Annotated in this window: 9 protein-coding genes and 1 pseudogene; 6 read left to right on the top strand and 4 right to left on the bottom strand. The window is 37.9% G+C overall.

Annotated elements, in window-relative coordinates; translation table 11 throughout:
* Positions 1 to 11: 11 nt before the first annotated feature.
* On the bottom strand, positions 12 to 1,061 hold the full coding sequence (locus tag WA249_RS08590) for an NADP(H)-dependent aldo-keto reductase (protein ID WP_336167877.1): 1,050 nt from the start codon (positions 1,059 to 1,061) through the stop codon (positions 12 to 14).
* Positions 1,062 to 1,220: 159 nt separating this feature from the next.
* Positions 1,221 to 1,928 carry a cAMP-activated global transcriptional regulator CRP gene (crp, locus tag WA249_RS08585; RefSeq protein WP_336167875.1) on the bottom strand — a complete coding sequence of 236 codons (708 nt, stop codon included), beginning with the start codon at positions 1,926 to 1,928 and terminating at the stop codon, positions 1,221 to 1,223.
* Between the two features lie 235 nt (positions 1,929 to 2,163).
* Here crp and WA249_RS08580 point away from each other — a divergent pair.
* The 3 genes and pseudogenes from WA249_RS08580 to WA249_RS08570 form a co-directional block, all read left to right on the top strand.
* Positions 2,164 to 2,232: pseudogene (locus WA249_RS08580) on the top strand (hypothetical protein); the annotation flags it as partial.
* 135 nt (positions 2,233 to 2,367) lie between these two features.
* Complete coding sequence (locus WA249_RS08575; protein WP_005041936.1) at positions 2,368 to 2,790, top strand: OsmC family protein; 423 nt, start codon at positions 2,368 to 2,370, stop codon at positions 2,788 to 2,790.
* Between the two features lie 95 nt (positions 2,791 to 2,885).
* Positions 2,886 to 3,311 carry a GNAT family N-acetyltransferase gene (locus WA249_RS08570; protein WP_336167872.1) on the top strand — a complete coding sequence of 142 codons (426 nt, stop codon included), beginning with the start codon at positions 2,886 to 2,888 and terminating at the stop codon, positions 3,309 to 3,311.
* On the opposite strand, the gene WA249_RS08565 is transcribed toward WA249_RS08570, so the two are convergent.
* Positions 3,308 to 4,117 (bottom strand): peptidoglycan DD-metalloendopeptidase family protein, encoded by an 810-nt coding sequence (locus WA249_RS08565; protein WP_336167870.1) that lies wholly within the window; start codon positions 4,115 to 4,117, stop codon positions 3,308 to 3,310. The genes WA249_RS08570 and WA249_RS08565 overlap by 4 nt on opposite strands.
* A 344-nt stretch (positions 4,118 to 4,461) precedes the next feature.
* On the opposite strand from WA249_RS08565, the gene WA249_RS08560 reads away from it, so the two are divergent.
* Both WA249_RS08560 and clpB read left to right on the top strand, forming a co-directional pair.
* Entirely contained in the window at positions 4,462 to 8,418 is a 3,957-nt protein-coding gene (locus WA249_RS08560) for a Dyp-type peroxidase (protein ID WP_336167868.1), read from the top strand.
* Positions 8,419 to 8,753: 335 nt separating this feature from the next.
* Positions 8,754 to 11,333 carry an ATP-dependent chaperone ClpB gene (gene clpB, locus WA249_RS08555; protein WP_336167866.1) on the top strand — a complete coding sequence of 860 codons (2,580 nt, stop codon included), beginning with the start codon at positions 8,754 to 8,756 and terminating at the stop codon, positions 11,331 to 11,333.
* 49 nt (positions 11,334 to 11,382) lie between these two features.
* Here the strand turns inward: clpB and WA249_RS08550 are convergent, their stop codons facing one another.
* Positions 11,383 to 11,877 carry a CinA family protein gene (locus WA249_RS08550; protein ID WP_336167864.1) on the bottom strand — a complete coding sequence of 165 codons (495 nt, stop codon included), beginning with the start codon at positions 11,875 to 11,877 and terminating at the stop codon, positions 11,383 to 11,385.
* Between the two features lie 246 nt (positions 11,878 to 12,123).
* Here WA249_RS08550 and WA249_RS08545 point away from each other — a divergent pair, with 246 nt between their 5' ends.
* Positions 12,124 to 12,540, top strand: a complete 417-nt coding sequence (locus WA249_RS08545; protein WP_336167861.1) for a hypothetical protein — start codon at positions 12,124 to 12,126, stop codon at positions 12,538 to 12,540.
* Positions 12,541 to 12,547 lie beyond the last annotated feature (7 nt).

The following is a 12,547-nucleotide window of genomic DNA, read 5'->3' as shown; positions in this document are numbered from 1 at the left end:
CCGTTTTTTATTTAAGGTGCAGGGTTGGGCTGTTGAATATGAATGGCCTCAATACCTTGTAAAACTTCAGCTGGTAGTTCAATTTCAAATGCCTGAATATTTTCTTTAAGCTGGTCTAGATTAGTGGCACCAATAATTGTGCTGGTCACAAAGAATTGTTGTTTGATAAATGCTAATGCCATTTGAGTTAAGCTTAGCCCATGTTTTTCAGCTAGCTGTGCATATTGCTCAGTTGCCCATTCGCTTTGGGGGTTACTGTAGCGGCTAAAGCGTGGAAATAATGTGACACGGGCATTAGCGGGACGAGCACCATTTCTAAACTTGCCGGAGAGATAGCCAAACGCAAGAGGAGAGTACGCGAGCAAGCCAACATCTTCATATTTAGCAATTTCAGACATACCTATTTCATAAGTACGGTTGAGTAGACTGTATGGATTTTGAACACTTACAAATTTGCTGACACCTAACTTTTCAGCCAAATGTAAAAACTTCATAGTGCCCCATGGCGTTTCATTCGATAAGCCAATATAACGAATGCGCCCTCGATTAATCTCTTCTTGTAGAGCAAGTAATGTTTCTTCTAGAGGGGTTGTATCGTAATCATTTTGGGCTTGCTGGTTACCATAAGCTAGCGTACCGAAAAAGTTAGTATGACGTTCAGGCCAATGGAGCTGGTAAAGGTCGATATAGTCGGTTTGGAGACGTTTTAGGGAGTCATCTAGGGCTTTAGCAATATGATCGCTGTTGAAGCGCGTATGGCCTTCTCTGATGTGTGTTCCTCCAAAGCCAGGTCCGGCAATTTTAGAGGCCAGGAAGACTTTATCACGCTGACCATTTTGGGCAAACCAATTGCCAATAATGGTTTCAGTTGCACCATAAGTTTCAGGTTTTGGCGGAACTGAATACATCTCTGCCGTATCCCAAAAATATAAACCGTGTGCCAAAGCATAATTGAGTTGTTCAAATGCTTCTTGCTGGGAGTTTTGCTCACCAAATGTCATGGTGCCTAAACAAATTTCTGGAAGCTTGAGGCCTGTGCGACTAAGTGGGTTAAATTGCATACAGCGGAATCCTTGGAAATTTTGAGTTAGCCTAACGGAGAATATGTATTCAACTTAAATCATAAAATTAGAATAGTTTGTAAGTTTTGTGTATTAACTCATTGTTGCATATAAAAAAAGCAAACCGAAGTTTGCTTTTTATTAAAAATTTAATAAATATTATTCTTCATCATCATAGTCTTCATCAGGAGCAGGTGCTTCTTCTAATGAAACATCAAAAATAAGAATAGCTTTACCATCTGTCTGGATCATCCCTTGATCTTCTAATGTCTTGAGTACACGGCCAACCATCTCACGTGAACATCCCACAATACGGCCAATTTCTTGACGAGTAATGCGAATTTGACGACCATTTGGCAAAATCATTGCTTCTGGTTGTGAAGATAAGTCGATTAAACAACGTGCAATACGTCCAGACACATCAATAAATGCAAGATCTGTCATTTTACGAGTCGTATTTTTTAGACGACGAACAAGTTGTGCAAAAACAGCATAACTTAAGTCTGGATATTGTTTGCTAAGTTCGTGGAAGTTGTCATAAGAAATTTCTGCAATTTCACAGACATCACGAGTACGAACTTCAGCTGTACGTTGAGGGTTCGGTTCGAAAAGCCCCATTTCCCCAAAGAAGTCGCCCGGATTCAAATATGCAACAACAATTTCACGTTCATCATCTTCACGTAAAATAATTGAAACTGAGCCTTTTAGAATTAAATATAAAGATTTTGACTCTGTTCCGGCATCAACAATTGTGGTTCGTTTTGGATATCTGTTGATGTGAGCACGTTTTAACAATGCTTTAACGGATTCAGGTAGTTGCCCCGGAGATAAAGCATCTGTGCTGAGTTGTGAAAAATTTGAAGTCATGCTTAATATGTTCCGAATAGGGTAAACAATTCACACAAGCCCGAGATGAGCTATTACACAGAAGAGATGAAATTCCTTATCAACTCATTTTATGTTAGTGTACAAAACAAGGGTCTGTTGACATTTCACAGATGGTTGCGACATAAGACAATTCTTTTAGACGTTACCAAGCAAGAGCTATGAAATTTAGCCATTCTAAATAAATAGATCTTAACAACGGAACGTACAAAATAACATGGTCTCGCGCTATGTCTGCACTGCTTAAATTGTAACTCAGATTATGGCTGAAATTTCACAAACTATATAACAAAACTGGACAAAGGATTGCCATTGTCTGGGTTTTGCGTCTTATTTGGATTAATTTTTAGCTCTAACGCAATCCATAGATGAAATGTCAACAGACCCTGCTTAAATTTATAATTTTTTTTAGGTAGTTGCAATGCAAACAAGTGTACATTGGCTAGAGAATGTTGCTTTTGAAGCGAAATCGGATAGTGGGCATAGTGTCATTATGGATGGCTCACCTGAGTATGGTGGTGAAAACCGTGGTCCACGTCCTATGGAATTGCTATTAATGGGACTTGGTGGGTGTGCTTCGTTTGATATTGTGACAATTTTAAAGAAATCACGCCAAGATGTGACGAATGTTGTATGTAATTTAAAAGCTGAGCGTGCTGACACAATTCCAGCTGTTTTTACTAAAATCCACTTACACTTTGTGGTAACAGGTAAAGCTGTTAAAGAAAAACAGGTTGCAAAAGCGGTTGAATTATCTGCCGAAAAATATTGCTCAGCGAGTAAAATGCTTTCTGATGGTGGTGTTGAAATTACCCACGACTTCGAAATTATTGAAGCTGAATAAGGTATTTTTTTGATAGATAGAAAATAAAAGAAGCTGACATTAGAGTTGGCTTTTTTATTATCAAAAATAACTAAAAAATAAGAGGAGCGATGAAAGTGAATATTCGTACTGCTAAATTGGAAGATAGTCAGGCCATATGCGATTTACTTAAACAGATGGGCTATCCACAGCCATTCGCTCTTATCCAAGAAAAATTTGAAATACTAAATAATGACCCTAACTCACAAATTTTGATTGCTGAAGAAGGGCATCAAATTTGTGGCTTTTTATCTCTCTATTTTATTCCGCAAATTGCTTTGCAGGGCGATTTTGCCAAAGTATGCTATTTGTGTGTTGATGAAAATATACGAAGTAAAGGCATCGGTCATTTGCTTTTGCAGAAGGCTGAGCAATTGGCAATACAACGGGGATGTGATCGAATGGAACTGCATTCGGGTGAACAGCGGACATTGGCGCACCAGTTTTACTTACGAGAAGGCTATATGGATGCGCCAAAATATTTTCGAAAAAAACTAAATTAGCCTGTTTTACCTAAGAATAACTGAGGATCTACCCGTGCATTATTCAGGCTCATGCCCCAATGCAAGTGCGGACCTGTCACACGTCCGGTTTTGCCCACCAAACCTAAAGTTTCTCCTTGGCGGATATGTTGGCCTTTCTCTACTTTAATTGCGCTTAAATGGCAGAACATGCTGATTAAGCCTTGCCCATGATCAATCAATACAGTTTGACCATTAAAAAAATAAGATCCGGTTTGGATAACGACTCCATCTGCGGGCGCAACTACCTTTTGTCCTACTGGTGCAGGAATATCTAAACCTGAGTGGGGCGCGCGTTCTTCACCATTAAAAAAGCGTTTTCTTCCAAAAGAGTTAGTAAATTTCCCCGAAGTTGGACGTATAAATGCTGGTAGGGTTTGCCATGAGCTCTGTGTAAATGAGCTATACACATCATTTTGTTCTTTAGCTTCTTGAGCGTAGCGGTCTAACTGGCTTTGGTTTGGGTTCACATAATCTTGGTTAGTGACTTTAATCCGTTGTTCAGCATAAGGATAGGACTTAACTTCTATTTGAATAGCTGCTTTATTCGTGTCGAGCTGAACACTGCCGAGTGGAGTAGATAACGGAATACCCACTACAGCATAACGCTGCTGACCTTCCTGACTAATTAAAACAGGCTTTTGCTGAAAGGTGACCTGAGTAATATCCCTAGTCAAGGGAATAACTGCAATCCCACCAGCTCTTCGGGAGTCTTGTGGAAGCTCGGCAAAGCAATAAAAAGGTATAGATGTAAAAAGTAAAGTGGAGATGAGCTTTTTTATAAACATGGCAACCTTAGTTTTTATGCAAAGAATAATGAAGATTATATCAATAAGTTTTAATTAAAAGTTATTTTAATTTTTTAATGAAATGGTTTATTTGTTATTTTATTTTAATAGTTGATTGTTGGATTTATATACTTTTCTTTATTTTGTTCGGTTTATTTGTTTCTTCTTTTAGTTTTTCTAAATTTTATTTTATATTGGACTTGTTTTGGGTTTTAATTCCTACTATTTTATTTGGATTTTAAATATCTTGTTATTTTGATTTTTTATTGTTAATAATAATTTATTGGTTGGGTTAATAATCATAATCTTAATTATTATATAAATATTTTAAAGGACTTAATATAATGTTAAATATATCTTATGATGATCGTTTTACTGAAATATGGAAATATATGCAGCGTGGGTTGGTTTATCCTTCACCCCATGCAGTTTTTAGTACAGTTTGGTTAAATAAAGAGATTACACGTGAAAAAATTCGTCAGTTAATGATTGCTGTGCGTCAAGAGGTCCATAATAATCCAGCACTTTCCAGTAGAAATACAACTTTGTCGATTGGTGTATCTTTTGATAATTGGGATCAGATTTGTAAAAAAGATAATTTGTCGCGACCAAAAGGAATGCAATTACATTATCCAGAAGAAAAAAATCCAAATGTCTCAGAAGTTTTCTCTGATTCTAATGGGAGTTTTAAAAATTCGGATGGTGACATTTGGTTGCATGTAAAAAGTGATGATGCCGATGCTTGTACAGTATTACAGAAATATATTGAGCATTTTTTAGCTTTAGATATTAAGGAAATATTTAGTCAAGTTACTGCTTCACAATCTAAAACTGGTCGCAATGGTAAGGTTCTAGGTTGTCGTTTTTCTGAAAATTTAAATAATCCATCTGATCCAATTTCACTGGCAAAGCATACTTTGATTGGTGCAGAAGATATGGATCATTTTGGTGGTTCATACGTTTTATCCCAACGGTTTTTAATTAACTGGGATCAAATCAATATGATGTCAGAAGATCAAATCGAAGATTTGATTGGACGTAAAACTGATGACACGATTATTCCAGACCGTGATAGCCGTTCACATATTAAAGCTTCTCGTGTGCAAGATGAAAATGGAAATACTACACCAGTTCTACGTTTGGGTTTGCCGTTTGGTCGTGCTGAGTCAAATTCAAGTTTTAGAGTGCCAAAATCGGTAACTAAAGCAGATGAAGAAGGGATTTATTTTGCTGGTTTTGCAAAAACTGCTGCCATTTTAGAAGAAGTGATGGCAAACCAGATTGGACCAAGACAAGACTCTAAGAAAGATTCCAAGCAAGATATCCTGAAAGGTTTCATGAATGACCGTCTATTCAATAATCTTCACTCAGACTTAGGCGGTATCTTTTATATTCCAAGTTTAAAAGACTTGGTATTAGATAATGCTCCAGAATATCTAAATAATTTTAATTATTTGAACGACAACGACAACGACAACGACGACATAGATTGGGAATTATTCCCAGGTATGGACTGGATGCGTTTTGATCGACATTATACGAAGAGTTCTGATAATGGTTTGATGTACTACAATCATAGTAATTATCTTTTTAATATGGCGACTGGGCTAAATCCCCATAGTGATTTTTTTAAGCCACCGTCTAATCGTATTTTAAGTCTACTTGAGAATACATTTTCTTTGTGGCAAGACAACTGGTATTTTAACCGGAAACAAGAAGAAATTGAGCACGGAATAGATTATTACATTAACCATTTCGATATTTCTGATAAGCCTGAAAGTATTATGGGTTTATCGATTATGTTACGCAAAGGTTGGGCCATTCGATTAAGTTTGCAATTATTCTCATCAGAAAATTATGGTTTCCGTGGACGGAAAATATTATTAAAAAATGGTGAAATGATTCCATATTCGAACAGACGTGAATGTGATGGTAAGGTCATTTATGGATCAGATACCTATCGTATTCTACCTGATGAAATTATTGTAGGAGCCATGCCAAACCTGACCTTGGGTGAAGGTCGCTATGTGATGAAATATTTATCTGAGGAAGAACGTCTTCAGGGCTTTTTGCGTAACTTAAGTGAAGCATCGGGTGTTGGACATGTTATTCCGAATTATAAAAAAGCACTAGATTTAGGTTTGGCTGGTCTACAACTAGAAATTGCTAAACATGCAAGCAATGCCCAAACCCAAGAGAAAAAAGATTTCTATGAAGCTTCGGCATTGGCATTGACTGGTATTTCTGAATATTTTTTAAATTACTCAAAGCTTGCACTTAAAATCGCAGGTCAGATGCAAAAAGGGCAAGAGTTTGAAAAAGATAATTTAACTGCGATTGGTCGACGAATGGAAAAGTTGTCGAAAGATAAACCAGAGACATTTCTTGAAGCAGTTCAATTCATTTTTACATTGCATAGCTGTCTGCATTTGAATGGTGAACCAACAGCATTTGGACGCATGGATCAACTGTTGCAGCCTTTCTTGGATAACCATTCAACTACGCCTGAACAAGCGCAAGAAATTATCGATGCCTTCTATATCAAGCTAGATGAAAAAGTACAACAAAACCGTATTTTCATGGAAGACCATCAACCTTTCGGTAATCTTGCGATGGGTGGTAGTTCTGGCCCTTATCCTCAAGGAGCATCTTTGGGGCAATGGATTCAGCAGATTACAGTTGGCGGTACAAAAGTTGATGGTGAAGAAGACTTTTCTAAAACCAAACCTGCTTACAATGAGGTGACACGATTATTCATACGTGCATCAGGCCGTTTACCATTAAATGCCCCGTGTTTGTCTTTAAGAACCCGAAAAGATATTCCTGAAGATATTTTAGAAGAAGCTGCACATGCAATTTTATCTGGTGGTGCTCACCCGATTTTATTAAATGATGAAAAGCTCATTCCTAGTCTTCATCAGAGTGGAAATGGTGTAGGGGGAGATACACTCACTAATTTGCCAACTTGGAACTCTAAAGTCGATATTCGTTCAGCACAAAATTACGCTTGTGATGGTTGTTATGAACCTCAGTTCCCTGGCGAAAACTGGTTTTCTTTAGGTGGGTTCTCGACATTACAGCCGTTGGAATGTGCATTAAATCAAGGTAGAACAATTTCAAGTGCTGGGCAAAGCTATCTGTTTGGACAAACTGTTTCATTAAATAGCAGACCTGCCGATCAGATTGATAGTTTTGAAGAACTGTTAGAGCTCTATGAGCAACATTTTGAGTTACTCAATCGCAAAGCTTTCAATGGTCAAATTCTAGGTTATGGCGCCAATACAGATATTTGCCCATCTCCAATTTTAAATGTATTGATGGATGACTGTTTGGCTAAAGGACAGGATTTTTATAGTGGTGGGGCTAAATATAGTATTTATGGACCGTGCTATATCTCGCTGAGTAATACCATCAATTCACTTTATGCTATTAAGGCAATGGTATTTGATCCCTTAACTGCAGTAACCACATTGCCTGAGTTGTTAGAGTGCTTGTGTTGTGACTGGGGATATAAAATGACCGAGCCATTTATTAGTAATTTAGCTGGTCACGCGCGTATTGCTGCGCAAGCTGATCGTTATAAGCGCTTACGTGAAATTGCTTTGGCACAGCCACGTTATGGGCGAGGGAATTCTGAAGTCGATAAATTAGGCGATGAGATTGTTCAAATGATTGCTGAAATATCAGTCAAGACATTTACTCATCCATGGCCCCAATTTGCACAAAGCCTTAAAGGTTTGGCTGAGCGTTATGGTTCAGAAGAGCATCCTTTTGGTATTCAAATTCAACCTGGCGTAGGAACTTTTGAAAATCATGTGGAGATGGGAGCTTGGAATGGTGCAAGTGCTGATGGCCGTCGTCTCGGTACAACTGTCGCATCTGATCTAAGTCCATCACCAAGTCCAGCAGATTTATCAATTGATCATCAAACAGTTGAGTTCAGTCGTGCTTTACAAGGCTTTGATGGTGCTGGTACAAGTTTAATGGCAGATGGAGCACCTACGGACTTTAATATTGGTGAAGACTTTGGTGTTAAAGATTTGATTGGTATTTTAAAACAGTTCAGCCAAGGTAGTTCATCTAATATTTTAACAATAACTGTGGCTGACCCAGAAACATTTGCTCAAGCTGTAACATCACCTGAGCAATATAATCTGTTGCGGGTACGTACTGGTGGTTGGTCAAACTTCTTTACATCTGTGTTCCCGATCATTCAGGAACAGCATCAGCGTCGCCCAATCTCTACGCCAGATATTCCAAAAGAAAAAACAGAGCAAGCTAAATGTCCATTCCATCAATAGCATAATTAATTAGTTATTTTGAAATAAGGTAGTCTTTCAGACGAAGGGCTGCCTTAAATATTTTAAAATTTAACAGTGATAACTATTAAACATATTGCAGCTTTAAAATTGCTACTTGTTATAAAAATTCAGATGAAAATATCATTTTTTCGTTCTCTCTTAAAAATTATACAAAATATACTTGAAATAGATCATTCATAAACCCATATTATAATGGAGTTTTACTCATTGTTATTTTAATAACATTATGAAAAATATATATAAATTTATTTGAAATCCGAAAAAATGTTCCCATCTATTAGACAAGTACAAATTTGTTGTGAGGAATAACAAGAATGCGTTTTGAAAAATTTACAAACCGCTTGCAGCAAGCCCTTTCAGATGCTCAATCTTTAGCGATGGGTAAAGACCATACCGCGATCGCAGGTATTCATATTTTGTCTACCCTATTAGAAGAGCCATCAAATATTAGTTTGTTGCAACAAGCAGGTGCACGGTTACCTGAACTTAAACAAAAGCTTGAGCAAGCTATAAAAGATGCTCCGACCATTGCGAATCCGACTGGAGATGTCAATTTAAACCCTGAGGCCGTTAAAGCGCTTAATCTCGCAGATCGATATGCGCAAAAAGCGGGTGATGAATTTTTGTCAACTGACTGGGTGCTATTAGGCTTAGCAGAAACAGGCGAAACTAAAAATATTTTAAGTGCCGTAGGTGTAACTTCAGACAGCTTACGTAAAGTAATTGAACATATTCGAGGTAGTGACAAAGTCATGAGTAATAATCACGAAGATCAACGTGACTCACTTAATAAATATACGATTGATTTAACTGAACGTGCTTTAGCGGGAAAACTTGATCCGGTGATTGGACGTGATGACGAAATCCGCCGTACCATTCAGGTTTTATCGCGTCGTACAAAAAACAACCCTGTACTCATTGGTGAACCGGGTGTTGGTAAAACCGCTATTGTTGAAGGTTTGGCTCAGCGTATTGTCAATGGTGAAGTACCAGAAGGCTTAAAAAGCAAACGAGTTTTATCATTAGATTTAGGCTCATTACTGGCTGGTGCTAAATATCGTGGTGAGTTTGAAGAACGTTTAAAAGCTGTTTTAAAAGATTTGGCAAAACACGAAGGCGAAATCATCCTGTTTATTGACGAGCTACATACGCTTGTAGGCGCAGGTAAAGGCGATGGCGCAATGGATGCGGGTAATATGTTAAAACCTGCATTGGCGCGCGGTGAGTTGCGCTGTGTGGGTGCAACAACTTTAGATGAGTATCGCCAATATATTGAAAAAGATGCTGCATTAGAGCGTCGTTTCCAAAAAGTGTTGGTTGATGAGCCAAGTGTTGAAGATACCATTGCGATTTTACGTGGTCTAAAAGAGAAATATGCCACTCACCATGGGGTGCAAATTTTAGACTCTGCGATTATTGCTGCTGCAAAAATGTCTCATCGCTACATTACCGATCGTCAATTACCAGACAAAGCAATTGACTTGATTGATGAGGCAGCTTCTCGTATTAAGATGGAAATTGATTCTAAACCAGAAGCGCTTGATAAGCTTGATCGCCGTTTAATCCAGTTGAAAATGCAATTGGAAGCTGTGAAAAAAGATGAAGATGTAGGTAGTAAAGCCGAAGTCACTCATCTTGAAAGACAGATCGCTGAAGTTCAGAAAGAATACAACGATCTTGAAGAAATCTGGAAATCTGAGAAGACTCTTGTGGAAGGCACTAAACAAGCTCAGGTTGAACTTGATAAAGCGCGTATTGCTTTTGAAAAAGCACAGCGTGAAGGCGATTTGGCTGAAGCAGCACGTTTACAGTATGGTGTAATTCCAGAGCTTCAAAAACAGCTTGAGCAAGATGAAGTCACAGAAGAGAACGAAGAGCCAAAACTTATTCGTACTAAAGTGACTGAAAATGAAATTGCTGAGGTCGTTAGTGCTGCAACAGGAATTCCGGTTACTAAAATGCTGCAAGGCGAGCGTGAAAAACTACTCAATATGGAAGGTTTTTTACATGACCGCGTTGTCGGGCAAGATGAAGCTGTTGTTGCCGTATCTAACGCAGTTCGTCGTTCGCGTGCAGGTTTGTCTGATCCGAATCGTCCAAGTGGTTCATTCTTGTTCTTAGGGCCAACAGGTGTTGGTAAAACAGAGTTAACTAAAGCACTGGCTAACTTTTTGTTTGACAGTGATGATGCCATGATTCGTATCGATATGAGTGAATTCATGGAGAAACATTCGGTTAGCCGTTTGGTTGGTGCGCCTCCGGGTTATGTGGGCTATGAAGAAGGCGGTGTTTTAACCGAAGCTGTTCGCCGTAAACCATATAGCGTGGTGTTGTTTGATGAGGTTGAAAAAGCACATCCGGATGTATTCAATATTTTGCTACAAGTGTTGGATGACGGTCGCTTAACAGACTCACAAGGTCGAGTAGTCGACTTTAAAAACACGGTTATTGTGATGACTTCGAACTTAGGTTCACAAGATGTACGTGAGCTAGGTGAGGGTGCAACAGACGATGAAGTGCGTACAGTCGTAATGAATGCGGTAAGTCAGCATTTCCGTCCGGAATTTATTAACCGGATTGATGAGTTGGTGGTTTTCCATTCACTCAAAAAAGCACAGATTCGCGGCATTGCCGATATTCAGTTGGATCGATTACGTTCGCGTCTTGTCGATCGTGATATGAGCTTAACTGTAGATGATACAGCCTTTGATTTATTGATTGATGCAGGTTTCGACCCTGTATATGGCGCGCGCCCATTAAAACGTGCGATTCAACAACAGATTGAAAACACATTAGCTCAAAAAATCTTGTCAGGTGATTTTGTTGCAGGTGATACCATTTTGGTTAAAGGTGAACATGGCCACTTAGTGTTTGATAAAATGAAACTCAGCTAAGTTTTTCTGCTAAAACCGAAAAGAGAATATGGAAACATATTCTCTTTTTTTATGGCGAGACTATTTGTGTTTTTGGTGTGAGTAAAGCAATTAAGATGTCTGAAACTTTTTGAGTTAATGTTTTTAATTTTTGTTCGGGGTGGCCAGATAAAAAATAATGGTAATGATAAATACGTTCTTGGTAAGCAATACAAATAAAAAAAGTACCTACAGGCTTTTCTGCGGTTTCACTTCCTCCAGATTTTAATAGACCCGTACAGCTTACAATAATATTGGCTTGTTGAAATAAGCTTTGGCCCAGTCTGCACATTTCTTCTGTGACTTGTGGTGATTCGGCCGTGTAAGTTTCTATTAACTTTGGATCGATATTTAAAATACTAATTTTAATGCTGGGGTCGTAACTGACTAAACCACCCAATAAAATGTCTGCACCACTATTTTTATGAATGGAAAATTGACTGGTTAAATAACCGGAACTGGCACTTTCAATAAATGCAATTTTGAGTTGAAGATTTTCTAATAGTTGGCAGCAGTGCTGAAGCATTATTTCACCTCATATGGTTTTGATTTATTAATAAAATCACAGTAAGTGATTTAGGGGGGGGCATTCAAGTCTGAGATAACAATCTATAAAAAAACTTGAATATTCACAAAATGCCTGTCAAAAAATTCAGGTTTTAAAACGATCAATGTTAATTGTCGGGAAGTTTATTTATAACATTGCGACAAGATTAAAAAGTTGCTAGTTTGATTTGATATAACAAACAATAACAATTTTAGGAAATAGCTAATGAATAATAAACAAGGATATATGCTGGGAATTTTGAGCGGTGTATCTGTATTATTATCAAATACATGGGCAGCACAACCAATGACAGAAAGTGCGCTTGCAACTCAAACTGGAGCGATAACTGCGTCTTTACCCGTCATTATTGCGAAAGCTCAAGATGATGCAAAAAAAACGGAAATAGAGCAGCACCAAGCCCGGAAAGTATTAGGAGATAACTATTTACAAGAAGTTCACTGGAATACATTAAGGTCAAGTGTGTTATCGCCTTATCAAGAACAAAAACAAAATCAAGTTATAGATATTAAAGAAAAGAAAAAGTTAGAGATCGTTGTACTACCAGACCGAACAGATCGATTTACACGTTATGACTTTGAATCAAAAAATATTCATGGTGAGGTTATTATTACCGTGAAGTAATAATAAC

It is taken from the genome of Acinetobacter sp. 161(2023) (assembly GCF_037027805.1).
Taxonomy (GTDB): Bacteria; Pseudomonadota; Gammaproteobacteria; order Pseudomonadales; family Moraxellaceae; genus Acinetobacter.
The sequence above is the reverse complement of the archived record's forward strand: the minus strand, read 5'-3'. Positions and strand labels throughout refer to the sequence as shown.

Excerpts from the sequence above, each read along its gene's own strand:
- WA249_RS08565 (WP_336167870.1), bottom strand. The coding sequence starts at position 4,117 with ATGTTTATAAAAAAGCTCATCTCCACTTTACTTTTTACATCTATACCT.
- WA249_RS08550 (WP_336167864.1), bottom strand. The coding sequence starts at position 11,877 with ATGCTTCAGCACTGCTGCCAACTATTAGAAAATCTTCAACTCAAAATT.
- WA249_RS08575 (WP_005041936.1), top strand. The coding sequence starts at position 2,368 with ATGCAAACAAGTGTACATTGGCTAGAGAATGTTGCTTTTGAAGCGAAA.
- WA249_RS08590 (WP_336167877.1), bottom strand. The coding sequence starts at position 1,061 with ATGCAATTTAACCCACTTAGTCGCACAGGCCTCAAGCTTCCAGAAATT.
- WA249_RS08560 (WP_336167868.1), top strand. The coding sequence starts at position 4,462 with ATGTTAAATATATCTTATGATGATCGTTTTACTGAAATATGGAAATAT.
- clpB (WP_336167866.1), top strand. The coding sequence starts at position 8,754 with ATGCGTTTTGAAAAATTTACAAACCGCTTGCAGCAAGCCCTTTCAGAT.
- WA249_RS08545 (WP_336167861.1), top strand. The coding sequence starts at position 12,124 with ATGAATAATAAACAAGGATATATGCTGGGAATTTTGAGCGGTGTATCT.
- crp (WP_336167875.1), bottom strand. The coding sequence starts at position 1,928 with ATGACTTCAAATTTTTCACAACTCAGCACAGATGCTTTATCTCCGGGG.